Source organism: Bartonella sp. MR168JLCBS (assembly GCF_042194175.1).
Window position 1 is genome coordinate 193,222 of the sequence record NZ_JBHIMP010000002.1, and the last position, 26,661, is coordinate 219,882.

17 protein-coding genes are annotated in these 26,661 nt (G+C 38.0%); 5 read left to right on the top strand and 12 right to left on the bottom strand.

What is annotated here, in order from left to right:
* Window positions 1-439: 439 nt before the first annotated feature.
* Both uvrB and ACFIK8_RS02820 read right to left on the bottom strand, forming a co-directional pair.
* Window positions 440-2,749 carry an excinuclease ABC subunit UvrB gene (gene uvrB / locus ACFIK8_RS02815; RefSeq protein ID WP_375668952.1) on the bottom strand — a complete coding sequence of 770 codons (2,310 nt, stop codon included), beginning with the start codon at window positions 2,747-2,749 and terminating at the stop codon, window positions 440-442.
* Window positions 2,750-3,008: 259 nt separating this feature from the next.
* Window positions 3,009-3,323, bottom strand: a complete 315-nt coding sequence (locus ACFIK8_RS02820; RefSeq protein WP_375635709.1) for an SH3 domain-containing protein — start codon at window positions 3,321-3,323, stop codon at window positions 3,009-3,011.
* Window positions 3,324-3,661: 338 nt separating this feature from the next.
* Between ACFIK8_RS02820 and greA the strand changes: the two genes are divergently transcribed.
* A complete protein-coding gene (greA, locus tag ACFIK8_RS02825; protein ID WP_012754902.1) occupies window positions 3,662-4,135 on the top strand; it encodes a transcription elongation factor GreA in 474 nt (157 codons plus the stop codon).
* Between the two features lie 17 nt (window positions 4,136-4,152).
* Window positions 4,153-5,211, top strand: coding sequence for a glycosyltransferase family 4 protein (locus ACFIK8_RS02830; RefSeq protein WP_375635708.1), 1,059 nt, complete (start codon window positions 4,153-4,155; stop codon window positions 5,209-5,211).
* Window positions 5,212-6,366: 1,155 nt separating this feature from the next.
* Here ACFIK8_RS02830 and ACFIK8_RS02835 read toward each other — a convergent pair.
* Window positions 6,367-7,761 carry a TrkH family potassium uptake protein gene (locus ACFIK8_RS02835; protein WP_375635707.1) on the bottom strand — a complete coding sequence of 465 codons (1,395 nt, stop codon included), beginning with the start codon at window positions 7,759-7,761 and terminating at the stop codon, window positions 6,367-6,369.
* Between the two features lie 311 nt (window positions 7,762-8,072).
* Here ACFIK8_RS02835 and trxB point away from each other — a divergent pair, with 311 nt between their 5' ends.
* Window positions 8,073-9,029 (top strand): thioredoxin-disulfide reductase, encoded by a 957-nt coding sequence (gene trxB, locus ACFIK8_RS02840; protein ID WP_375635706.1) that lies wholly within the window; start codon window positions 8,073-8,075, stop codon window positions 9,027-9,029.
* Between the two features lie 42 nt (window positions 9,030-9,071).
* Window positions 9,072-9,977 (top strand): LysR family transcriptional regulator, encoded by a 906-nt coding sequence (locus tag ACFIK8_RS02845; RefSeq protein WP_012754906.1) that lies wholly within the window; start codon window positions 9,072-9,074, stop codon window positions 9,975-9,977.
* A gap of 1,146 nt (window positions 9,978-11,123) precedes the next feature.
* Here ACFIK8_RS02845 and ACFIK8_RS02850 read toward each other — a convergent pair.
* From ACFIK8_RS02850 to carB, 3 genes are all read right to left on the bottom strand, one after another.
* A complete protein-coding gene (locus tag ACFIK8_RS02850) occupies window positions 11,124-12,326 on the bottom strand; it encodes a pyridoxal phosphate-dependent aminotransferase (RefSeq protein WP_375661296.1) in 1,203 nt (400 codons plus the stop codon).
* Between the two features lie 320 nt (window positions 12,327-12,646).
* A complete protein-coding gene (locus tag ACFIK8_RS02855; protein ID WP_012754908.1) occupies window positions 12,647-12,856 on the bottom strand; it encodes a cold-shock protein in 210 nt (69 codons plus the stop codon).
* A gap of 244 nt (window positions 12,857-13,100) precedes the next feature.
* Window positions 13,101-16,586, bottom strand: a complete 3,486-nt coding sequence (gene carB, locus ACFIK8_RS02860; protein ID WP_375635704.1) for a carbamoyl-phosphate synthase large subunit — start codon at window positions 16,584-16,586, stop codon at window positions 13,101-13,103.
* Between the two features lie 818 nt (window positions 16,587-17,404).
* Here carB and ACFIK8_RS02865 point away from each other — a divergent pair.
* The gene (locus ACFIK8_RS02865; RefSeq protein ID WP_273788414.1) at window positions 17,405-17,929 is read left to right on the top strand and encodes a methylated-DNA--[protein]-cysteine S-methyltransferase; all 525 of its coding nucleotides are present in this window, start codon (window positions 17,405-17,407) and stop codon (window positions 17,927-17,929) included.
* Here ACFIK8_RS02865 and ACFIK8_RS02870 read toward each other — a convergent pair.
* From ACFIK8_RS02870 to ACFIK8_RS02895, 6 genes are all read right to left on the bottom strand, one after another.
* Window positions 17,926-20,247 carry an ATP-binding protein gene (locus ACFIK8_RS02870; protein WP_026500316.1) on the bottom strand — a complete coding sequence of 774 codons (2,322 nt, stop codon included), beginning with the start codon at window positions 20,245-20,247 and terminating at the stop codon, window positions 17,926-17,928. The genes ACFIK8_RS02865 and ACFIK8_RS02870 overlap by 4 nt on opposite strands.
* 285 nt (window positions 20,248-20,532) lie before the next feature.
* Window positions 20,533-23,160, bottom strand: coding sequence for an aminopeptidase N (gene pepN / locus ACFIK8_RS02875; RefSeq protein WP_375668953.1), 2,628 nt, complete (start codon window positions 23,158-23,160; stop codon window positions 20,533-20,535).
* A 69-nt stretch (window positions 23,161-23,229) separates the two neighbouring features.
* Window positions 23,230-24,060, bottom strand: coding sequence for a uracil-DNA glycosylase family protein (locus tag ACFIK8_RS02880; protein ID WP_375635701.1), 831 nt, complete (start codon window positions 24,058-24,060; stop codon window positions 23,230-23,232).
* Between the two features lie 475 nt (window positions 24,061-24,535).
* Window positions 24,536-25,294: a hydroxymethylpyrimidine/phosphomethylpyrimidine kinase gene (locus tag ACFIK8_RS02885; RefSeq protein WP_012754914.1), complete on the bottom strand. Its 759-nt coding sequence runs from the start codon at window positions 25,292-25,294 to the stop codon at window positions 24,536-24,538.
* Window positions 25,285-25,890 carry a thiamine phosphate synthase gene (locus ACFIK8_RS02890; RefSeq protein WP_273723616.1) on the bottom strand — a complete coding sequence of 202 codons (606 nt, stop codon included), beginning with the start codon at window positions 25,888-25,890 and terminating at the stop codon, window positions 25,285-25,287. The genes ACFIK8_RS02885 and ACFIK8_RS02890 overlap by 10 nt, the downstream gene beginning before the upstream one ends.
* Complete coding sequence (locus ACFIK8_RS02895) at window positions 25,887-26,660, bottom strand: thiazole synthase (RefSeq protein ID WP_012754916.1); 774 nt, start codon at window positions 26,658-26,660, stop codon at window positions 25,887-25,889. The genes ACFIK8_RS02890 and ACFIK8_RS02895 overlap by 4 nt, the downstream gene beginning before the upstream one ends.
* Window position 26,661: the final 1 nt, after the last annotated feature.

Sequence of the window (26,661 nt, forward strand, 5' to 3'; positions counted from 1 at the left end):
GCTTATGGTGCTATGATAAATTCTTGTTTTACTTTATTTGTGTTATAGAACAGTATCCTGTTTGAATATTCTCTTGTAAGGCTAAATAATATTTGAGTTCTATATCATAGTATAACTGTATAAAGATAATACATTTTATGATTTTTTTGATATATATAAAAAATTTTCTTTAAATTTGTCTTCTTTTTTAGAGTTTAGAAGTTTTTTACATTTTTAGGGATTTTTTATAACGCGGTTTAACAAGAAAAATTGCTTAAAAAGTCAATAAAGTTTGGGCATTTTTTGTAAAATGTTCTCTCTCATGGTGTTTTAGATAAACTGGAGCTCCCTTGATGTTTGAGGTCGTCTGTTTTGCGGATAGTGCTGTTTGCTTTTGAGCTTTAGTCGTTTTTTAGAAGAGCTGAAGATTATTTTAGGCGGTTTGAAATTTTTTGCTCCTTTATTGATTGTGTTTTTTTCGTTTTATTGTTGCTTGATTAGGGGTGTTTTTACCAGATTTTCCTTTTCGATTTTCCAAAATACCAGTGTCTATGGTTGGTCCCATATGTGCAAGGTCTGGTTTGGAGAAAAGGCTTGGTTGTAACACGGGCTCATGGGTGGATTGTTCGCTATGATGTGTTAAGGGGCTCTCAGCGATTTCTAGTTCTATCTTTTGTAATTGTTTGATTTCATCGCGAAGTCGCGCTGCTTCTTCAAAGTTGAGATCAGCAGCCGCTTCATGCATTAATTTTTCAAGGTGTTTAATATGAGATGTCAAATTGTTGCCAACCATATTTTTTTTCTCGATGACATCAGGGATATTTGTGCGAATATGGTTGTTTTCATAGCCTGAATTGAGAATATCTCCGATATTTTTTTTGATACTTTTCGGTGTGATATGGTGTTCTTCATTATAGGCTATTTGTTTTTGTCGACGTCTTTGTGTCTCCTGTAAGGCTCGTTCTATGGAGCCTGTGATTGTATCTGCATAGAGGATAACGTGGCCATCCACATTACGTGCAGCACGTCCGATTGTTTGTATGAGGGAAGTTTCAGAGCGCAAAAAGCCCTCCTTATCGGCATCTAGAATGGCAACAAAACCACATTCTGGAATATCTAAGCCTTCTCGGAGCAAGTTGATACCGATGAGGACATCAAAGGTGCCAAGCCGCAGATCGCGTAGAATTTCAATGCGTTCTAATGTATCAATGTCAGAATGCATATAGCGTACGCGAATATCTTGTTCGTGGATATATTCAGTTAAGTCCTCGGCCATACGCTTTGTGAGAACTGTCACCAATGTACGGTAGCCTTTTTGAATTGTTTTACGAATTTCATTCACAACATCATCGACTTGATTGCTGGCTGGACGAACCTCTGTTGGTGGATCAATGAGCCCTGTTGGACGAATAATTTGTTCTGCAAAAGTGCCATGAGATTGTTCTATTTCCCAGCGTCCTGGTGTTGCAGAGACGGCAATAGTTTGTGGGCGCATGGCATCCCATTCTTCAAAGCGTAAAGGGCGATTGTCCATACAGGAAGGTAGGCGAAACCCATATTCTGCTAGGGTTGCTTTTCTTCGAAAGTCACCTCGGTACATGCCTCCAATTTGGGGAATGGTTACGTGGCTTTCATCGATAAAAACAAGAGCATTGTTTGGAATGTATTCGAACAAGGTTGGTGGTGGTTCACCAGGTTTTCGTCCTGTTAAATAGCGTGAATAATTTTCGATTCCAGAGCATGAGCCGGTGGTTTCCAACATTTCCAAATCAAAAATTGTACGTTGTTCTAAACGTTGTGCTTCTAAAAGACGTCCAGCTGCGTTCAACTCATCAAGGCGTTGAGCGAGTTCCATTTTGATCGATTTCATCGCTTGGTTAAGTGTTGGGCGTGGTGTTACGTAGTGTGAGTTGGCATAAATTTTAATCGATTGAAGGTCGCCTGTTTTTTGTCCTGTGAGAGGATCAAATTCCGTAATTGTTTCCACTTCATCGCCAAAGAGCGAAATACGCCAAGCACGATCTTCGAGGTGGGCAGGGAAAATTTCAATTGTATCCCCTCGAACACGAAAGGAACCACGAATGAAATTAATATCTTGTCGATGATAGTGTTGGGCAACTAAATCGGCCAGTAATTGCCGTTGATTGAGTTTATCACCTTTTTCTATTTTGAAGGTCATAGCAGTATAAGTTTCTACTGAACCAATCCCGTAGATACAGGATACAGATGCGACAATAATGACGTCATCACGTTCAAGAACAGCACGTGTTGCAGCATGGCGCATACGGTCGATTTGTTCATTAATTGAGGATTCTTTTTCAATATAGGTATCAGAGCGTGCAACGTAGGCTTCTGGCTGATAATAGTCATAATAGGAAACAAAATATTCGACGGCATTGTGGGGAAAAAAACTTTTAAACTCTCCGTAAAGCTGTGCTGCTAGAGTTTTATTTGGTGCTAAGATTAAAGCTGGACGCTGTGTTTCTTCAATGATTTTGGCCATTGTATAGGTTTTTCCTGAGCCGGTAACACCCAAAAGCACTTGTGTACGTTCATCTTTTTGAATTCCATCAACCAGAGTTTTAATGGCTTGAGGTTGATCTCCCGCAGGTTCAAAGGGGGTTTCGAGTTGAAATGGAATACCACCTTCAGACTTTTCAGGACGAATAGGGCGGTGAGGTGTCCATAATGCACCATTCTTAAAAAGAGGATTACCTGAAGCAATCAGAGCAGAAAGAGCCTCAACTGTTGCTGTAACACCATTTTTCATTGTTGTATCCTTTGATAGAAAAGTGCTGGTGATTTTAAAGAAAATACTAATTTTTACAATTTCATCACGACAACAGCAAAACGTTATTGAACAGATTTATTTTGGTTTATTGGAGCTTTCATTAGGATATTGATCAAGTTTTTTCTATGAGACGAATTCTTCGAAGTGTTTCTTTGGAGGAGCATATTTGTGGTTGTTCGTGGACACTATTGCATTTTTGCCATGATGATATTTAAGATGGCATAAGTTATTATGGCTGTTATGGAGAATAATCGGTACGTTTGGGTACTAAAGACATCGTGTATGTGTGATAAAGATCATTTCCATCTTTAAATGAAAGATAACGAGATGACACCCAACCGATTTGAGTGTTATATCGGATATGGCACCAATTTCCTTCACAGTTTTTAACAAAAACCAATTCTCCAGCAGAGATTAAGCCGCAAAGTGCATACTGAGTGCTGGGACCTGTTCTAAAATTAAGATTCCTCGTAACAAAAGCATCCGCAGCTTCAGATACTGTTGTGGCGAAAAAGAAAAAGCCAAACATAAAAAAAATGACGATTTTTTTCATTCTTCTGTAAAGAATTTCTTTAGAGATTTTCTATCCTTCTCTCTTTGTATCCCATATGATTTCTTTTCCTAGATTATGATAAAACAGAAAAAAATACAATTCTTTCTTCTTTAGGAGACTTTAAAGAGAAGAGTGAAGTTTAACGGTTTAAACACCAAAATGAGATGTTTTAATCACTATTTGTGCATGTTTTGTTTCCTTTATTTATTTTTGTATGGAAAATAGCGATACTGTACTATATAATAAAAAAGATCGTAGTTTTCGGATTCCAAAAGTAATTTTGGAAGCCGTTTTTTGTATTTTTATTAAACCTTCCGTGTAATAGAAAGGGACGGATTATGGAAAAAGTTCCGATGACTACAGCTGGTTTTGAGAGTCTTAAAGAAGAGTTGCGTTGGCGTCAACAACAGGAGCGTCCGCGAATTATTGAAGCAATTTCTGAGGCGCGTGCACATGGTGATTTATCAGAAAATGCTGAGTATCATGCAGCTAAAGAAGCGCAAAGCCATAATGAGGGGCGTATAAATGAGCTTGAAGATTATATCGCACGAGCAGAAGTTATAGATGTCACGCGTCTTTCAGGCGACAAAATAAAATTTGGAGCAACCATTAAACTCTTGGATGAGGATACTGAAGAAAAAAAAGTGTATCAGATCGTAGGAGATCAAGAAGCTGATGTAAAGGTTGGTAAAATCTCTATTTCTTCGCCTATTGCACGTGCACTCATTGGCAAGCAAGAAGGTGATGTGATTGAGGTGAATGCACCCGGTGGTGCGCATAATTACGAGATCATTAAGGTTCAGTACATCTAAATAACATATGGATTATTATGCGTGTATCTTTGGATGAAACTGAGATTATTGCGCCTCACTTTAAAAGGCGTTTATCGGGAGTAACATCTACGATTATTCAGCTTATTCCACTGCAACGCGAACAGGGTGTGCGTATATCCACTTTGGGGTTTGGTTTGCCACAAACTTTGCCGGCTCTTGCTTTTAAGGACCTTTTCGGACTTTGGAAAAGTCCGAAAGGGAAGCCATTTCGTATTTGGCATGCACGACGCAATATTGAGATGCTTTTTGGGATCTTTTTGCGCGATATCTTGAAAATGAAGCTGAAACTTATCTTTACATCGGCTTCACAACGCCATCATAAGCCTTTTACCAAATGGTTGATTCGCTGTATGGATAGGGTTATCGCTACCAGTACACATACGGGCGCTTATCTAGAAGTGCCTCATAAGGTTATTATGCATGGGGTGGATGTGAAGCGTTTTACTCCACCACAGACTCTTGATGATTGCTTTTTTTCGACAGGATTTCCAGGAAAATACGCGGTAGGGTGTTTTGGGCGTCTGCGTTACTCAAAGGGAACAGATTTATTTGTTGATGCCATGATAGCGTTATTGCCTGACTATCCTGAATGGACAGCACTTATCGCTGGTCGTACGACAGAGCAATATTATCATTTTGAAAAAGAATTACACCAAAAGATTGCTAAGGCTGGTCTGGATGATCGCATTATTTTTCTTGGTGAGATTCTGGATATCCCTTTGTGGTATCGTCGTTTATCGCTTTATGTTGCACCTTCTCGTACAGAAGGTTTCGGTTTAACACCATTAGAAGCAATGGCATCACAGGTTGCGGTTGTAACGAGTGATGCAGGAGCTTATAAAGAATTGGTGGTCGAGGGAACAGGAACAGTTGTAAAAGCAGGAGATGGAGCGGCTTTAACAGCAGCAATTGAACCTTATTTTGCTGATGTAGAAAAAACATTGGTAGCCGGAAAGAAAGCTTTAACCCATGTTCGTACACACTTTCCTTTGGAAAAGGAGACAACCGAGATTGAGCGTGTTTACAAAGAACTGTTTGCGGAAAAAACACTTTGATTATTATATCAAAAATCTTTTTGAGGAGTGATAAAAAGTGTCTTCCTTAAAGGTTTTTCATAGTCATCAAGAAAACAGCTCAATGATATAAATGTTATTTTACAAAATTTATATTGTCTTTAGTAGAACGCTATAAGAAGTTCTCAAAATTTTGGATAAAAGATTAAAAATGTATACGCTTGAGAGCAATATGTGCTTTATGATGAAGCATACTAGGAGAGAGGAAAATTATTTTTATTCAGTGATATTTTAGAATAAGAAAATAATGCTTTAACTCAAGTTTAGATATACGGTGTCGTACTGATATTGTTCGTTTTGGAAGACTTAAATAGATAGAAAAAACGTTTTCTTGTCTTTAAAAAGATATTTATGGTGTCTCCATGGGTAAAATAGTCGTACATATTTTCAATAAATTCATAATAAGATGGATCTAAGATCAATATATATATGATTTCTATAGATAATTTACCTTTTTAATTTGAATAAGAGCTATCCTCTTGCACATCACAATTGGAAGAAAGCATGTGGTGGATAAAAACTATTGAAGACAGGGTATAAAGAAATTTCTTATAAATTGTCTGAAATGCAGGCTGTTACGACATTAACAGAAAGAAAATAGTATGGTGGTACTAATTTATATCTTATTTTGTGGTACCGCCTTGCACCTTATTATTATTTAAGTAAAAATGATGGTGCCCATTTTATATCTTTCATGAGAGCTGTCGTGAAATGGGGGTGATGAGTATTGTGAGATGTTTTTTACAAACAAGCTTGTGAATTCGTAATATAATAGCATTTTATTTTCTATAAGGATGTAACTCTATTAAAGAGAAAACGCACTTTTATCAGCAAATATTCATATTTTTTGCATGAGAGATTATTCGTAAAAAAAGGATGTTCTATGTGCCCACTTTATTTGATAAAGAAGATCAATAAAGTGAAGTTTTATATGTTCTGGATTTGAAGGCTCTTGGTATTTGATTGCTCTTGTCGAATTATTTTTATATCAACATTTATATCATTGATATGATGATTTGTATGAAATTTTAGGAAATCTTCAGTGGATTGAGTGAGGGGTGAATATTATGACTCATACTGTTCACGCTTTTTTATCTTGTAAATTTTTTATCATGGTAGAATAAAATGCTCTATGCATTAGAATTGTTCACGCCAGAAAGCGGGAATAAAAAGGACGAATATTGTTATGATTTCAAGGCGTCCAGCTAACATTAGAAAACTTAAAATCCATAAAGCATTATCGTTGATTGTAGAGAAATTACCAGCGGGGCCAATAATATCTCCAAAGCCTGGACCAACATTTGAAAGTGCGGTTAAGACCCCTGTAAAGGCAGAAGTAAAGTCAAGACCGGTTGTAAGCAAAAGTGCAGTGCCGATAATAAGGCAAAACATATAAAGACAGACAAAAAACAAAACGGCTTGTGCAACATCGTTTGATATATTTGAGTGATCGTAGCGCGCCTTTACAATGACATTAGGAGAAAGAAGTTTTTCTATATTTGTTTGTGTAATACGCCAAAGAATAATGAGGCGATTGATTTTCATGCCACCAGAAGTAGAACCAGCACATCCGCCTGTAAAAGAAACAATGAAGAAAATTCCAAGCGCAAACGGTCCCCAAAGTTGATAATCTTCAGCGCTGTAACCTGTGGTGCTAATAATGGATGAAAGGTGAAAAATGACATCAAGGAAAATCAAGTGGAACGCGCGATGATCATAAAACCGTAGCCATGCCGCTAAAGCAAAGCTGAAAAGGAGAACGATATGGAGAAAAACAATCACTTGTGGGTCAAGGAAGCGTTTGGAGTGTCCAGGAAGGACTAATTTAACATAAAGTACGAAGGGCAAAGCAGAAAGCAACATGAAGATTGTTGAAATAATTAAGATGGCTGGTTTATCTGAAAAATAACCAAAAGAAGCATCATGCGTTGAAAAACCAGCTGTTGCGACTGTACTCATTGCATGGTTAATGGCATCAAATAAATTCATGCCTGCAGCAAAATAAGAAAGCATACAAGCCAATGTGAGACCAACATAAGCGATGATAATTCCGTTAGCAATTTGGTTGATGCGAGGCAATATTTTTTCAGATTTATCAGATGATTCCATATGAAAAAGTCGTACGCCACCCACACGCAGTGAAGGCAAAAGTAAGAGGGCTAAACCGATAAAACCAATGCCCCCAATCCAGCATATAAGAGAACGCCATAACAAAATACTTCGCGATAAATTATCAAGATCAGAAAGGACTGTGGAGCCTGTTGTTGTAATTCCAGAAACAGATTCAAAAATGGCTCCTGCTAGAGAAATGGGAAGAGGAGAAAGATAAAGAGGTAAGGCACCTACGATGCTTCCTGTTAGCCAAAGACAAACAGTGAGCATAAAGCCAAGCCGTGCTGAAAAACGACAAGTAGCTCCCTTAGTTGCTAAAAGAATCAGCGTTGCTAACATGGTGGTTATGGCACAAGAATAGAGAAAGGTTATCCAATTACGATTGTTGTCGTGCAGATCCACAAAAATTGGCAAAAGCATTGCTCCTGCCATGATTAACGCAAAACGTGCACAGACATTGATAATAAACTGAAAAATGACCGTTCCCTATCTTTGTATCTCTTTTTATTATGGTTTTGTGCTCATAAGAATTTACGTTTTTCTCTTTATAGGATAAAGATTAATCCTTAACATTAGCATGCCTTGATGAATTGGTAATCAGACCTTTTCATAAAACTTGAAAATGAAGTACATATAACATAATCGAGGCTCTTGAAAAATATTTTTTTAAAAGGCTGCATTCCGTTATCATTTATAGAATAATTAAGTTATAATAAAGTGAAGGGGATTTAATGATACAATCGCATATTCGTCTGCTGATTATTGGCTCAGGTCCGGCTGGTTATACAGCGGCGATCTATGCAGCAAGAGCAATGCTTAAGCCGGTTTTGGTGACGGGCTTGCAGCAGGGTGGACAATTGACAATTACAACTGATGTTGAGAATTATCCAGGTTTTGCAGATCCCATTCAAGGACCGTGGTTGATGGAACAAATGGCGAAACAAGCTGAGAATATGGGGACAAAAATTGTCTATGATACAATTATAAAGGCTGATTTGTTGAAGTATCCTTTTGTCTTATATGGGGATTCAGGAACACAATATTCTTGTGATGCACTGATTATTGCAACAGGAGCTCAAGCGCGCTGGCTTGGTTTAGAAAGTGAACAAACCTTTATGGGCGGTGGTGTGTCCGCTTGTGCTACATGTGATGGCTTTTTTTACCGTGATAAGGACGTTATTGTCGTGGGAGGAGGAAATACCGCTGTTGAAGAAGCACTTTATTTATCGCATTTGGCTAAAAGTGTAAGCGTGGTTCATCGCCGAGATCATTTTCGGGCAGAAAAAATTTTGCAAGATAGGTTGCTTGCTTGCAAGAACGTACGTATCATTTGGGATCATGTGGTGGAAGAAATTGTGGGGCTGCCAGCACAGGGGCCAGTGGGCGCTGTTGTAACAGGGGCACGTCTGAAAAATGTTAAGACAGGTCACGAGATGACCGTGAATGCAGAGGGAATATTTATTGCTATAGGGCATGATCCTGCTGTTTCTCTGTTTGAAGGACAGCTGAAACAAAAACGAGGCGGCTATTTATGGACAGCACCGGACTCAACAGCAACAAGCATTGCTGGTGTTTTTGCTGCTGGGGATGTAACAGATGAAATATTCCGCCAAGCTGTAACAGCTGCGGGAAGAGGATGTATGGCAGCGTTGGAGGCAGAACGGTTTTTAGATATATCTAAGCGTTAGTAACTCATTGAGAACATAAAGAATCTAGAGGTAGAATTAATTGTGGCGCCACCGTTGGATTGGGATAAGTTAAGGGTTTTTCACGCTGCAGCAGAAGCGGGATCTTTTACGCATGCTGCTCAAAAGCTTCATTTATCTCAGTCAGCAGTTTCACGACAGGTTTCGGCTTTAGAACAAGAGGTTGGGGTATCCTTATTTCAACGTCATGCGCGTGGTTTGATTCTTACAGAACAGGGAGAAACTCTTTATCGTACAGCTCATGATGTTTTGATGAAGCTTGAAAGTGTACGTTTGCAACTAAGTGAAAGCTATGCAAAACCAACGGGGCACTTGCGTGTGACCTCGACCTTTGGAATGGGGGCAGGGTGGATTGCAGAGCGTATGCCAGAATTTCTTAGTCTTTATCCTGATATGCAGGTTCAGCTTTTGCTTTCCGATGAAGAGCTTGATTTGACAATGTGTCATGCGGATTGTGCTGTTCGCTTACATCAACCCCAACAACCTGATCTTATACAAAGAAAACTCTTTACAATTCATATGCATGTTTATGCTTCGGAAAAGTATATTGCAAATTATGGAAAGCCGGAAAAATTGTCTGATCTCGATGAGCATCGTATTATTTCGTTCGGTGAACCTGTCCCACCTTATTTGTCTGGTTTAAATTGGTTGGAAAAGGCTGGTAGAAGTGATGGATCATTGCGCGTTTCAGTTCTACAAATCAACAATATCATCTCAATAAAGAATGCGCTTATGCGTGATCTTGGGATTGCTGTGCTGCCTGATTATATCGTCAATAATGATGAGCATTTGGTGCGTCTTTTTCCTGATATGGTTGATATTCCTTCTTTTGATACTTTTTTTTGTTATCCTTATAATTTAAAGAATTTGGCAAGGTTAAATGCTTTTCGAGATTATATTTTTTTAAAAGCCCGTCAGTGGTCTTTTTAATGTTAATGCCTTAATTTATAAGGAATAATTAACTTTTTTACAATTTGAGACTCCCCTAATATTCTTTCGTTTTAAATTTGCCCATATTGAATCAATTAAAACTATTCGTTGCACATTAAAAGTGGATGGAGTCCGTGTGGAAAAATACTTTTGAAAAAAGGGATAAATGTTTTTTATGAATGCTAGCAAATGTGAGAGTTATTATATATTGAAAACTGGACAATCGTGTGATGGTGTAGCTTACATTTTTATATTTAATTAATAAAGAGTGGTACATGATGGAGACAAATTTAAAGCTATGTGTTTATTGCATAGCAGATACGCTTAAGTCTTTATTGTACTTTTTCTTATAAAATGACATAGAATGCTATCTCTTGATTATGTTGCCTCCCAGTGCATTTTCTTGAGTGTTCCCTTACGAAGATCTATCAGATTGATTTTATCTCTGAGGATTTTCCAAATTTGCCGGACGTATGTCCGGCTTTTTTTTATTTTTGAAAGAGCTCCTAGAAATTGCAATATATGGGAGGATGATAAGGAAAAAATTTCGAAACTTGTGGATATCCAACAATTTTTTAAGAATACTAAAATTCAATAAGGAGTTTGAGAGAGATTTATTCTGTTGTAGCATAAAAGTCTGTCTTTTAGGGGCGTGATATAAAATATTTAAAACTTTATACATTGAGGTGCTTTTTATTAGAGTGAGAGGTGAATATTTAAGGCAGGTCTTGTTCATAAAGCCTATGAAGTAAATCAAGTCGTTATTAGATAGAACTTAAAGGAAACTGGATTGTTTACATAACGACGGGAGGAGGCTTCTTCTTCATTTTAGGACGAAGAAGAAGCCGAGAAATAGAAAAGATTTGATTATAAGGGCAATTGTGTTTAAAAGTGCTCGATCTTTTTTAGAGTTATAAATTGAATAGAGAAAGCAGAATAGTTTTTTCATCTCTCATGATAATAAACCGATTCATTTATTTGATCGCTAGATTTTTTTGCTCTTTATCTACAGCCTCTATTGTTGTGTTTATTCATGGATATTTTTACTGAATCGATTGATTCAGACCATGATACAATTTCCGATATTTTCTCGGATATACTGACATTCGGCAAAAAAAACGATCACAAGAGATGATATTAAAAATTTTAAATTAAACTGTTGCAAAAGCGCTGTATACGTATACAAGCTTCTTCAAGTAATTCTTCTGATGTTGCATAAGAAATACGAAAAGCTGATCCAAGTCCAAAAGCAGATCCTTGGACGACAGCAACAGCTTCTGTTTCTAGAAGCGCTATGGCAAAGTCTTCATCATTCGTAATACATTGACCGTTGGGTGTTTTCTTTCCAATAAGTCCTGTGCAAGAGGGATAAACATAAAAAGCACCTTCGGGCGTTGGACAGTGAATGCCAGGAGCTTGGTTTAGCATGGAAACAACGAAATCACGGCGTGCTTGAAAAATACTTTTATTTTTAGCGATAAAGCTTTGTGGCCCATTGAGTGCTTCAACAGCAGCCCATTGTGAAATGACACTTGTTCCAGATGTTTGCTGACCTTGAATGGTATCCATAGCTTTAATTAATTCTTGTGGTCCCCCTGCATAGCCGATTCTCCATCCCGTCATCGCATAGGCTTTGGAAACACCATTCATTGTGAGTGTACGCTCATAAAGCGCTGGTTCTACTTGAGCTGGAGTAACAAAGGTAAAACCCTCATATGTGAGATGTTCATATATATCATCGGAAAGAATATAAACATGAGGATATTTTACTAAAACATCTGTGAGTTTTTTCAATTCATTATGTGTATAAGCGGCACCTGATGGATTTGAAGGAGAGTTAAAGATGAACCATTTGGTTTTGGGGGTAATGGCAGCTTCTAGCTCTTGTGGTTGGAGTTTATAAGAAAATTCGGCTTTTGTTTCTAAAAAGACAGGCGTACCACCGTTGAGTGCAACCATTTCTGGATAACTTACCCAATAAGGAGATGGAATGATGACTTCATCCCCTTTATTCAAAGTTGCCATCAATGCATTAAAGAGAATTTGTTTTCCACCGGTACCAACAATAATTTGCTCTGGTTCATAATTGAGATTATTTTCCCTTTTAAACTTTGCAGAAATTGCTTGGCGCAATTCTGGAATTCCAGATATGGGAGGGTATTTTGTTTCTCCTCTTCGAATAGCTTCAATGGCCGCGTTTTTGATGTTGTCTGGGGTATCAAAGTCTGGCTCTCCAGCGCTTAAAGCAATAACGTTGCGCCCTAATGTTTTTAAATGACGGGCTTTTTGGGAAGCAGCAATTGTTGCAGAAGGTTTGATACGAGACAGTTTGTCGGCAATAAAAGCCATAATTTTAAATCCTTATATTATATCAACAAATAGTTATTGCTTTAAGGATATTCTATAAGAGATTATATTGTATGCAATAAAAAACTTCCAAAATACTCTTACACGGGCTTTACATTCTTCTTTTTTGAGATTTTTACAAGATAATTTCTTCTTAGATTTTATGAAAGTTTTAGAGGAAGTATAAGGGAGGTTTGATAAATTGTGCAAAGGAGGTAAGCAGTCTTTTATTTTAACAAGGTAAAATGATGCTTTATACAAAATAAAAAATCTTCGTCGTTACAGACGAAGATTTTTAAATAAAATACTGCAGAATTTAAACTTTAAAGGGCAGCAAGGTTGCCAGCGGCAAATTTTCCTGAACGACGATCTTGAAGAACATCATAAGAAATTTTTTGCCCTTCATTAAGACTGTTTAGACCAGAACGCTCAACGGCAGAAATGTGTACAAATACATCTGCACTACCATCACTAGGCTGAATGAATCCGAAACCTTTTGTTGTATTAAACCACTTAACTGTTCCTGTAGACATAGGAAACTCCTTAGAATATATAATTATATTGAGTATTGAAGCTTTCATTCCTTCAATACGGTTGTAGATCGAAATTAGGTGGGAGAAGTTTCGTCAAAAGTGCAGATCGCACAGGAAAGAAAGTCACGTAACCGAAAATTCGATGAAACCTCTATAAAAGTCTTTAGAACAAAAAGCAAGTCTTAATCAATTTTTATATAAAAAAAATAAGAAAGCAGTGTACCTTTTGCTGAGTAGAAAAAATTCAACTGAAATAACTTTGTAGTGAACGTACTTCAAGGCGCCTTTTTTTGAGTGCTTTGATCGCTTCTACGACGGCTTCGGCTCCAGCTATTGTTGTATAATAGGGAACATTTTGCATGAGTGCTGCATAACGTAATGATTTTGAGTCTGAGATGGCACTGGCAGTGCTAGTTGTATTAAAAATCAATTGAATTTGGCGATTACGAATGGAATCTTCAATATGAGGATGCCCTTCTAGGACTTTGTTGATTTTTGTTGCTTCAACGTGGTGTTCGGTAAGAAATTTATGTGTTCCACTTGTGGCAACAACAGAAAAGCCAAGCTCAGTTAAACGTTTTACAGGATTTAAGATGCGTTTTTTATCTTCATCTCTTACAGAAACGAACAAAGTTCCCTCTTTAGGGAGTTTTACACCAGCTCCAAGTTGTGCTTTAGCAAAAGCAAGCGAAAATTCATAGTCAAGTCCCATAACTTCACCGGTTGAGCGCATTTCTGGACCAAGAAGTGTATCAACACCTGAAAAACGAGCAAAAGGAAACACTGCTTCCTTGACGGCAATATGTTGTTTTTTCTGCAAGGAAGGTAATCCACCATAAGCTTGAAGAGCATCATGAAGTGTTTCTCCTGCCATAATACGTGCAGCCATTTTAGCAATAGGGCGACCAATCGTTTTTGCAACAAATGGGACAGTACGTGAAGCACGGGGATTGACTTCTAAGACATAAATGGTGTCATCTTTTATAGCATATTGTACATTCATTAAGCCGCGAACATGAAGTGCTTGTGCTAATGCTTTGGTTTGGCGCTCTAATTCAGTAACTATTTTATTTGAGAGCGTACGGACTGGTAAAGAACATGCTGAATCACCAGAGTGGATACCAGCTTCTTCAATGTGTTCCATAATACCAACAATCAGTGTTTCGTTGCCATCACATAGACAATCAACGTCTACTTCAATTGCTTCTGTTAAATAGGTATCAAAGAGAAGCGGATTTTTACCAAGCAATATATTGATTTGTCCTGTTGTGTCGTTAGGATAACGGACTTTGATATCTTCTGAAATTAATTCTGGGACACTTTCAAGTAAATAATTTTGTAAGCTACGTTCATCACGGATAATTTGCATAGCACGTCCTCCTAAAACATAAGAGGGACGTACAACCAATGGGAAGCCTAGTTCGTGGGCAATGAGGCGTGCTTGTTCGATGGAGTGAGCAATACCATTTTGAGGTTGTGTTAAGTTAAGTTTAAATAACAGTTTTTGAAAGCGATCTCTATCTTCTGCTAAGTCGATAGCGTCAGGTGAAGTACCCAAGATGGGAATGTTGTGTTTTTCTAGAGCGCTTGCCAATTTCAAGGGTGTTTGTCCGCCAAATTGGACGATGACTCCAACCAAATCTCCTTTTTCCTGTTCTGCTTCTAAAATAGCGATAACATCTTCTGTTGTTAAAGATTCAAAGTAAAGGCGATCAGAGGTATCATAGTCGGTTGAAACTGTTTCAGGATTACAGTTAATCATAATCGCTTCAAAGCCTGCATCACGCAGTGCAAAAGCAGCGTGGCAGCAACAGTAATCAAATTCAATACCTTGCCCAATGCGGTTTGGTCCACCGCCTAAAATAGCAATTTTTTTGCGTTCAGAAATGTGTGCTTCCGAGTGCTCTATACCTGCAAAGGGAACTTCATATGTTGAATACATATAGGCTGTAGGAGAAGAAAATTCAGCGGCACAAGTGTCAATCCGTTTGAAGACGTGTTTAACATTCAGTGATTTGCGTAAAGCTGCGATATCATCGGGTTCTTTTCCAGTAAGGGAGGCTAATCGCGCATCTGAAAATCCCATAGCTTTTAACATACGTAAGTTATCTGCGTCTTGGGGTAATCCATGAACGCGGATACGCTGCTCCATTTCAATGATGGAGGCTATTTGTTCTAAAAACCACGGATCAATTTTGCTAATTTGGTGAATCTCATCTAAGGGTAAGCCTGTGCGCATGGCTTGAGCAATATAGCGTAGACGATCAGGGCTTGGTATTGCAATGGCGGAGCGTATAGAACTTTTTTCATCACCTTCAGCATGCTCTGGAATAACAATTTCATCAAGACCCGTAAGTCCTGTTTCAAGTCCACGGAGTGCTTTTTGTAACGATTCTTGAAAAGTGCGTCCAATTGCCATGACTTCTCCTACAGATTTCATCGCAGTTGTGAGGACAGGTGATGAACCGGGAAATTTTTCGAAAGCAAAACGAGGAATTTTTGTCACAATATAGTCAATAGAAGGTTCAAATGATGCTGGTGTTGCACCACCCGTTATATCATTTTTTAATTCATCAAGAGTATAACCAACAGCCAGTTTAGCGGCTACTTTGGCAATGGGAAACCCCGTTGCTTTTGAGGCAAGCGCTGAAGAGCGAGAAACACGTGGATTCATTTCAATAACAATGAGGCGCCCATTTTCAGGATTGACAGCAAACTGTACATTGGATCCCCCCGTTTCAACACCAATTTCACGCAAAACAGCAATCGAAGCATTACGCATACATTGATATTCTTTATCTGTTAAGGTGAGAGCAGGCGCTACAGTGATCGAATCACCGGTATGAATCCCCATTGGATCAATGTTTTCAATAGAACAAACAATGATACAGTTGTCGTTCTTATCACGAACAACTTCCATCTCATATTCTTTCCACCCTAAAACACTTTCTTCAATTAAAACTTCAGTTGTAGGCGAAGCTTCAAGACCGCGTTCGATAATTTCATAAAATTCAGAACGATTGTAAGCGATTCCACCACCGGTTCCACCAAGGGTAAATGAAGGACGAATAATAGCTGGAAGTCCAACAACATCAAGAGCTTGAACTGCTTTTGCTGTTGCATGGGCGATATAATGTTGTTTGCGATCAGTTTCGGTATGTCGCCAGTTGCGCTCAAGTTCTTCGAGTGCTTTGTCAAGTGCAGCACCAGAAAGTTTTGCTTTAAGTTCAGCACGCGTTTTTGCGTGCTGTCGGCGATTTTCTTCTTTTAGTTCTGTTGCATTGGCTAACATAGAGCGTGGCGTTTCCAAACCGATTTTTGCCATCGCTTGGCGGAATAAAGCACGATCTTCAGCTTTATCAATAGCATCAGCATTGGCCCCTATCATTTCAACATGATAGCGGTCTAAAATACCCATACGCTTTAATGATAAAGCAGTGTTGAGGGCTGTTTGTCCTCCCATAGTGGGCAAAAGGGCATCGGGACGTTCGTGGGCAATAATTTTGGCAACTATTTCAGGAGTAATGGGCTCTATATAAGTTGCATCAGCTAGATCTGGATCTGTCATAATCGTGGCAGGATTAGAATTTACCAAAATAATTCGATAACCTTCTTCTTTTAATGCTTTACAGGCTTGTGTGCCTGAATAATCAAATTCACATGCCTGACCAATGATAATAGGTCCTGCTCCGATGATAAGAATAGATTTTATATCTGTGCGTTTGGGCATGGCTTTTTCCTATGACAAATATCTGTGCGCGATTGTTGCGGGTAAAATATTTCAGTTCTGAGGCTACAGTCATTTTATAAGTTAAGTGACAAAGAAAGTAAGCACTAAAATACCTTTTCCATGCTTTTTTTCATAAAATTGAAGATAAATTTCTTTTTTGAGCTGAGTCATCTCGTAAGTATATCAAAAGTATGATCTTTGATAAAAAAATAATAGTAGTACTCCAACAAATTAGAATATTTAAGCATACTGTGGAGAATAAAAGCCGGAACATCTTTTCAGTCCATTGCCGGCACATTTTGTGTTTTATGACGTTGTTTTCCTAAAGAGAGGGCGCGCACTTTTTCTGTTGCTTGTAAAACATAAGCCACTATTGATGGTTCGATGGGATTTCGTAAAATAAAATGGGAAGTTTATCTTGTTGTTCCGTAAAATACTGCCGTTTAGAGCTGTGATATAAGGTATGAAAATTTACCACATTAAGGTGTTTTTTGTTAGAGTATATGATAGAATTCAGGGCGGGATTTGTTTTTAGAGAGCTTGTGAAATAAACCATATGAAATGGTCTTATTTGGAATCTGTTATATAAAAAGCAAGATTGTTGATAGATCTGTTCTGGTCGAATTTTCCGTTTTAGGGTAGGAAGAAAGTCAATTGATGTATATTTCCATTTCATAAAAGGGTGAGAGTGTATTTTAATACAATGGCTAAGGAGATAATTTCAGAATGATTTTGTTTGCTGTTAAAAGATAGTGAATACTCTCTCTTTACTTTATGGATGATGTTCAAAAATATTTAAAAATATAAAGAAGGCTAAAATGCTGAACATTTCCCAAACGAGAATATTCTGTCTGAAAGATGTATCAATAGGAAAGCTTTTGGTGGCTAGGTCTCAAAAAGGGATTTGTTATATAGCGTTAGGAGATACTATAGAACAATTATTACAGGAGTTTACGATACGATTTGGCAATGCACAACAAGTTGTAGGTGACAATACATTTAAGAGAGAAGTTGCTCATATTATAGCTATGATAGAAACACCTAAGTTGGTCAAAAAATATAATTTTCCCTTAGATATAAATGGTACAGTTTTTCAACGACAAGTATGGGCAGTATTATGTGATATACCATGTGGTGAAACAATTTCATATGAAGTCTTAGCATGCCGTATTGGTATACCGAACGCTTTTCGTGCCGTTGCTAATGCGTGTGCACGTAACGAATTGGCTGTTATCATTCCGTGTCATCGTGTTGTGCGTAAAAATGGTTTTATTTCAGGGTATCGTTGGGGATCCAAACGGAAACAGATTTTGCTACAACGAGAACAAAATGGAGGAATTTAATTTTGTGTGATGGGCATTATAATCGTTACAGTTGTCCCTTTCATTTCTTTTGAGGTAATTTCAAGTTTTCCTTTGTGGAGTTCTAGCAAGGAGCGTGAAATGGCTAAGCCAAGACCTGAGCCCGTGTGAGATTTAGTAAGCTGATTTTCAACTTGTTCAAAAGGTTGCCCAAGTTTTTTAATTGCTGATTGGGGAATACCAACACCTGTATCTGTAATTTTAAAAATAAGGTTGTTTTTTTTCTTGAAAGCGCAAACATCAATATTTCCGCCAGAAGGCGTAAATTTAACGGCATTAGAGATGAGATTAAGGAAAATCTGTTTCATAGCACGACCATCAACTTCAGCATGAAGTTCTGGCGTAATGTTTGTTGTAACAACAATATTTTTTTCTTGAGCTTGAGGCGTTAGTGTTCGTACTGCTTCACTAATGATGGGCTCAAGATCGGTATTTTTACAATCAAGCGAAAATCTTCCAGCTTCAATTTTTGACATATCAAGGATGTCATTGATAAGGGTTAGAAGATGGGTTCCCGAATTGTAAATATCATGCATATATTCCTTATAGCGTTGTGAGCCAAGAGGTCCAAAAGTCGATTGCAACATGATATCTGAAAAGCCGAGAATAGCGTTAAGAGGAGTGCGCAATTCATGGGACATATTAGCCAAAAACTCTGATTTAGCTTTGTTAGCACTTTCAGCACGCTCTTTTTCTGCCTTGAGACTTTTATTAAGTTTTTCAACTTCTGAGGCACGTTGTTGAGCACTTCCTCGAGCACGTTTGAGTTCTTGAATAAAAGAAAAAAGACGCCTTTCACTGTCTTCAAATTTTTCCTGTTGTTGTTTAAGCTCAGAAATGTCAGTACCAATACAAACCAATCCTCCGTCTTGGGTCCGCCGTTCGTTAATTTTGAGCCAACAACCATCTGCCGTTTGGCGAATACTGGTTAAGTTACCAGTACCATCATCTTTAAGGGGATATTCACTGATAGCAGGGCGTGCCATGGCTTCGACGGTTGCACGTTGGATACCGGATTGTAGAATTTGTTTAGGAATAGCAGCATATTCGCAAAATTTGCTGTTGGACATGACTAAACGTCCTTCTGAATCCCACAAGACGAAAGATTCTGAAATGTTTTCAATTGCATCACGGATACGAAGGTCGGCTTGCGCTGTTTGTTCAGCCAATTGTTGCTGTTCACTAATATCGAAGGAAATACCAACCAAATGGGGTTCTTCTTCTTCAGTAACTTCAGCACGAATGCGCATCCAGACATAATGGCCATCGGCATGACGCATGGGAACGTTAATATCGATATGCTTTTTTTTACCGCTCATTAATTCCTGAGCAAGATCAAAAAAATTCGCATCATTTGGATTGATAATGGCGCTAATTTGGGAAATTGAGAGCAATGCATCTTGAGGGACATAGCCCAGCATTTCATACATTGCTCGTGACCAGTAGACGCGTCCACTTGCCATATTCCAATCCCATAGTCCACAGCGTCCACGCATCATTGCCATATCAATACGGTTTTGAATTTTTTCTGAGACAAGATCCGTTTTGCGTGCTCGTACAATTTGGTTGTAATAAGCATAAAGAAGAGCGAGGATAACGCCACTAGTTCCAATGAACAGGGTTATATTTAACGAGAGAATTTTCCGCCATTCCATGGCGCTATCTTGCATTTTTTCGCTAATGAATACGCCATATTGCCCATTTTCTGTTTGCTGAAATGAAGCAAGAGCAGGGGCATCTTTTCCTATTGTGATTTTCATAATTCCAACGTGCTGTCCAAGAGATTGTAAAGCAATGCTGTCAGAGATAAAATCTTGCAAAGGTTTTCCTAAAGAAATCTCTGAACTGGATGAAGCTAAGACATTTCCTTTTTGATCAATAATGGCGATCAGAGTGCTAGGATTAATAAGATCTTGATTACGAAAAGTGGTGAGGATATTTTGCAAATGACTATGAGAAAGGGCAGAGACTTTTCCTTTCTGAGAAACAGCCAGTAAGTCATGATTAATTGTATTGGTAATATGAGAAGCTAAGAGAGTGATGGTAGAACGCGTGTTCTTATCAATCGTGTTACGCCAATCATAGAGTGATATAAAACGAATTGATGCAAGTACAATAAGAAATGCTAAAATAACAAACGGAAGCGAGCGACGCAACCAAGGTTCAATAAAGAGAAGCTTTTGATAGGCGGAGCCAGAAAGCAGATGAATACGTTTTTTCTGCGCTTTATGACTTGGAGCGCTCGATTTTGAATCAGTATACACCTCCGTTGGCGCATGATATGCGTCCAATTTAGCCATTTCCAGTTCCTTTAATTATGGAATAATGTGATTTAAAAACTGCTTCGATATTCATAGTAACCCCATCGAGTGCAATGAATCAAAACAGGAGTCTTCTGTCCAGTCTTTTTTTTAAAAAAAATAATTTTACTTCTATGAACTTGGAATATGAAAAGGAAAAGGCACTTTAAACATGATCTATAAACAGGCTTAGATTGCCTGTTTATAGATTTAATGATGATCGAATAGTCTGTAGAATTTATTTAAAAAATATTATAGAATATTGATTTAAAATAATTTTTCGTTTCAAGTGAGCAGACGGTTGATAATATCAGCGACATCGCTTGATAATTTTGGCGCAGCAGCAATTGTTTTTAATTCAGTTTCAAGTTTTTGTTGTCGAATGGGTTCTAATTGTCGCCAAGAGCGCATCGTCGTTAATAATCGTGAAGCGAGCTGTGGATTTTTTTTGTCAATTTCCAAAATGATTTGGCAAAGAAAATGATAAGATGCTCCATCCATCCTGTTAAAGCCCGTGAGATTGTTAGAGGCAAAGACACCGATTAGGGAACGCACACGATTGGGATTGTCTTTTGAAAATAGCGGGTGTTGCATGAGCTTTTGAACATTCTCGAGCGTTGATGCCCCTGCAACCATTGCTTGAATGGAGAACCATTTATCCATGACCAAAGGATCATGGTGATAGCGGTTTTCAAAATCATTTAAGGCATTTTGCGCCTGCTCACTTTCATTAAAACGCTTCACGAGAACAGCGATACTAGCCATACGGTCAGTCATATTATCAGCTGTTGCATATTGTGCGGCAGCACGATTTGGATTGGCCTCAGTAATGGAAAGATAATCCAGTATTATATTCTTTAATGCTCGCTTTCCAGCTTGTACAGTGTTTGATGAATAGGGCTCTTTGGTTTGCATTTGCCCATAAAATTTTGTGAAGAGCCCTTGATGTGTATGTGCGAGCGAAGCTAAAAACTGATTGCGCACATGATGAATACGCTCTGGGTCAACATTTTTACCAAGTGTATGGGCAAGTTCAACTTCGCTCGGTAAACTTAAACAAAATGCACGAAACTCAGGTTCAAGACTTTCATCTGTAATGATAGCTTCAATCAATTTTATCAAAGCAGAGGGCATCCCCTCTTTTGCTTTTGTTTCATCTTGAATGCTTTGAATCAAAGCTTGCGTCATTAAATGATTAAGAGATTGCCAGCGATTGATGTGATTGTCATCATGTTGTGCAAGAAAAATAAGTTCGCTTTCATTGAATGGAGTTTGTAGATTGATTGGCGCAGAGAAGTCTCTAAGCAGTGATAAAACAGGTTTTTCACGCAGACCCTTTAATGTAAACGTTTGGTTTTCCTTGGATAAAAGCATAACGTTTGATTGAATATCTGTATCCGCTTCATAGGTGAGGTTTTCTCCATTAGGTCCTAACAAGCCAAATAATATAGGGATAAGCATGGGCTTTTTTGTATTTTGTTGTGGGGTTGCCGGAATATGTTGCTTTGCATGAATTGTTAAAACACCATCGCTATAATGACTATCGATTTCTACATTTGGTGTTCCAGCTTGTTCATACCACAACATGAATTGGGAAAAGTCTTGACCAGATACTTCAGCAAAACAGGTGATAAAATCTTCAATTGTACAAGCTTGTCCATCATGACGTTGAAAATAAAGATCAGTACCTTTACGAAACAGAGAGGGTCCTAAAATAGTCCGTATCATGCGAACAACCTCAGCACCTTTTTCATAAACAGTTGTGGTGTAAAAATTGTTAATTTGGCTATATTGACGAGGACGTACAGGATGAGCGAGGGGACCAGCGTCTTCGGCAAATTGAGTAGCTTTTAATGTTTTTATATTTTCAATTCGCTGTAGGCTGCGTACATTTTGATCTGATGAAAATTCCTGATCACGATAAACAGTGAATCCTTCTTTTAAACAGAGTTGAAACCAATCGCGACAGGTAATACGATTACCGCTCCAATTATGGAAATATTCATGTGCAATGACACGTTCAACATTTCTATAATCTTGATCGGTTGCTGTTTCAGGATCTGCGAGAACATATTTATCATTAAAAACGTTAAGTCCCTTGTTTTCCATTGCTCCCATGTTAAAGTCGGACACAGCAACAATATTGAAAACATCAAGATCATATTCGCGCCCAAAACATTGTTCATCCCAACGCATGGAACGTTTAAGAGCATCCATTGCATAGGTTGCGCGTTTGGTTTTTCCTTTTTCCACATAGATACCAAGCTCGATACGTCGTCCAGATACAGTTGTAAAATGATCTTCTAACTTATCAAGATCTCCACCTACTAAAGCAAAGAGATAAGATGGTTTGGGATAAGGATCTTCCCAAATGGCAAAATGGCGATTATTCTCTAAAGTTCCTGTTTCCACTAGATTACCATTTGAAAGCAAGATTGGGATTGTTTGGGAATCTGCTTCAATTTTCACTCTATAGGTAGAAAGAACATCTGGGCGGTCGTAAAAATAAGTAATACGACGAAAGCCTTCCGATTCGCATTGTGTGCAATAAACACCATTTGAAAGATAAAGGCCCATAAGTTGGCGGTTGCTTTCAGGATTCAGTTCCGTAACCAATTTCAATGTAAAAGGAGCCGCTGGTGGGTTTGTAATTTCTAAACGTGAAGGCGTCACTTTATAAGTGTTTGGGGCTAACGTCTCACCATTGATAGAAACGGAAATTAAAGTAAGATCATCACCAGAAAGAACAAGAGGTGTTAATTCTTTTGTATTGTGACGGGGTTCAATAGACAATATGGCTGTAACATAGGTTTTTGTTGGTGCCAATTGGAAGGAAAGTTGTGTTTTAGGGATAGCGTAAGGGGTTGGCTGATAGTCTTCCAAACGATAAATAGATGTTGTTGGCTGTTCCATAGTTTTTCCCATTCGTATTTTAAGAGTTAAAGAAGGTGTTTAATTTTAGAGTCAAAGAAGATTACAGAATTACAAAAGGCTATCGAGGCGATTTTTTACTTCTAAGAAGTCTGTCCATGTAAGTTTTTTTTGACTAGGGGTTCGGAGAAGGTAGGCAGGGTGGAAAGTTGGCATAACAGGTATTTTTATATTATCCTCACTTTCATAAATATGCCATTTCCCTCGTGTTCGGATAATCCCATTTTGAGATCCCGTAAGAAACTGTGCAGCAATGCCTCCCAGTGCTATAAGTACACGAGGACGCGCTAAATAAATGTGCCGTTCAATAAAAGGGCGGCACAAGGCAACTTCTCTTGGTGTTGGTGTACGATTTCCTGGTGGACGCCAAGGAATAGTGTTGGCAATGTAAACATTATTTCTTGTTAAGCCAATTGATGCGAGGATTTTATTAAGCAACATCCCTGCTTTTCCCACAAAAGGAATTCCTTGTATATCCTCTTCTCGTCCTGGTGCTTCGCCTATAAGCATCAGGGGGCTTCCTGCTGTTCCATCTGAAAAGCAGGTATTTTTTGCTGTCAATTTTAGTGAACAGCCATTAAATGCGAGGAGCGCAGATTTTAATTCATCAAGTGTTTTTGCATTGTTTGCACTCTCTATAGCTGTGGGTTCATTTTGTATAGCCCCCCTAGAGTTATGCAGCGGACGATGATCTGATTTTACGGTGGGAGATGTTTGTTGATTATGAGAAATGTTCACGACAGATATTAATTTGCTCTCTGAACAAGCAGACTGCTTAAAACGATTAATAGGGAAATTTGTCAGAACAGCATCCGCACCACTTTCTTTATAAAAGTTTAAGAGTTCTTCATAGGAAATTGAGCACGGCGTTTGATTTAACATTTTATTTTTTCTAATGATCTAGCAACTATAGATCAAACAAAATTATCCTTCAAGTTTTATAAATGTATTCGCTAGCCATTAATGTACAAGAACGCTGATAGGATTCTCTCTTTTCACAAAAAAGGCAAATCGTAAAATGCGAGTGTTCGCGATTATATACATCTTTAAATGTACAATTTGTTTAAATTACGCTATTTTAAATTTTTAAACAGACTAAGCTCTTTATAATAAAAGAATTCTCTACTGAATGCAAGTGGTATGATAACATTTTTGATCATTATATTCTATATTTAATAATTAATGAAAGTGATTTTTGTAGTATTTTATTTGTAATAATTAAGTATAAATTTTTTATTATTATATTTTTATCTTTTTTTTTAATAATTTTTATTAAAAATATTAAATATATTAATGAGATATATAAATATTACTTTTATATGAGAAAATATTAGATATATGAGAAAATACTAAGACTTTACAAACTGTTTTTGCAATGGGTTAAAAGCAATGTGTAGATATATGCTTTTGCTTTTTTTACAGCTGAAATGAGAGGTTCATTTAATGCTAAATGCGCAGCAATAGCGCTTGAGAGAATGCAACCTGTTCCTCGCATTGTTCCTTTTAAACGTGGCGTAGAAATATTTATGACTTCAGTTTTGTCAATGAAGCTATCAATTGCAAGAGGACCCTCTGCATGTCCCCCTTTTACTAAAATAGATCGAGCTCCCAATGACAAAAGTTTTTTTGCTTGTTGTATTGCTTGCTCATCATGAGATGCCAATGGACTTTGGCTAAGAAGAGCAAGTTCTTCTCTATTCGGTGTTAAAAGAGTAACATGAGAAAGCAGTTTATCGATCATCGTGTCGATGATTGCTTCCGTTGTTAGTTTTCCTCCTGATGAAGCGACAAGTACGGGGTCCAAAATAACTGGAACATGGGGATAGTCTTTGAGTACGTTACAGATTGCTGTTATAATTGCTTTTGTACCCATCATACCGATTTTTATTGCGCTTATTGGATTTGCTTCTAGGGCAGCACGCATTTGCGCAGCGACGAGGTCTTCACGCATTGGAATGATTTCGGCAACGCGATTATCATCTTGTACGTTAACACAAGTGATTGCCAAATTTGCTTTTATTTGAAAATGTGCAGCGGTTTCTATATCACGAACAATACCGGCACCTCCTGTTGGATCCGTGCCTGCAACAATAAGAATGGAAGGTATCAACGCCATGTTTGTGTCACTTTTATCCACTGTTGGACACGTTCTTCAGGTTTTTTATGGAGGATAATATCAGTCACAACAGCAGCACTATTTGCTCCCGCTTTTAAAACACCAACTGCGCGTTCTGGTGTTAAACCACCAATACCCACCAAAGGTAAAGCACCAATCCGCTTTCTCCATTGTTTGATTTTTTCTAGTCCTTGCGGCATCCATTTCATTTTTTTTAAGATTGTCGGATAAATAGGACCAAGTGCAATATACTCAGGATTAACAGAGAGTGCGATATCCAATTCATGTTCATCATGTGTACTAAGACCAACTTTTATACCACTTTTACGAATTGCGTGAAGATCAGCATTGCTTAGGTCTTCTTGTCCCAGATGAATAAAATTGCACTTTTCATCAATTGCTATTTCCCAATGATCATTAATAATTAATTGTGCTCCCAATTTATTGCATATGTTTTTTGCGCGCTTGATATGTTGACGGATTATTTGTTGATTTTCATGTTTCATACGCAATTGTACGAGCTTGATGCCAAGAGGGAGCAAACGTTCAATCCAATCAGCGTTATCAACGATGAGGTAAAATGGATCCAGTTTCATGAAAATACTGCTTTTCCAATGACTGGCGTTGAAGGGACTGCTACATTGCGTGCTTCGATCATGCCAGCTTTATATCCCATACGTCCTGCTTGAACAGCTTTAGAAAATGCTTCAGCCATTAAGACAGGATCACCTGCTTTAGCAACTGCGGTATTAAGCAGTACTGCATCATAACCGAGTTCCATCGCAATGGCGGCATGTGATGGGCGTCCAATGCCGGCATCAATAACAAGAGTAGCGTCAGGAAGGTAAGCACGGATAGAACGCAATCCATCAGTATTATGAGGTCCTTTGGCAGAACCAATAGGAGCACACCAAGGCATAATAACACGGCAACCAATGTCGAAAAGTTTTTCAGCAACAATGAGATCATCCGTTGTGTAAGCAAAAATTTTGAAACCTTCATTGTTTAAAATTTGCGCTGCTTCGATTAAGGAAAAAATATTTGGCTGTAAGGTGTCTGGGTTTCCTATCACTTCGAGTTTAATCCAAGCTGTTTTAAAGAGATCTCTTGCTAATTGCGCTGTGGTTACGGCCTCTTTAACAGTATAACAACCAGCAGTATTAGGAAGCACTGTTACCCCAAGTTCTTGAAGAAATTGCCAAAATTGTCCACCTTGTTTTCCACCTGCCGTTTCACGACGCAAGGAAACAGTCACAATTTCCGTATTCGATTTATGAATAGCATCACGAAGAATTGCTGGTGAAGGATATTGCGCTGTACCTAATAGAAGACGGGAAGAGAATTGTCGTCCATAAAGATTCAGCATA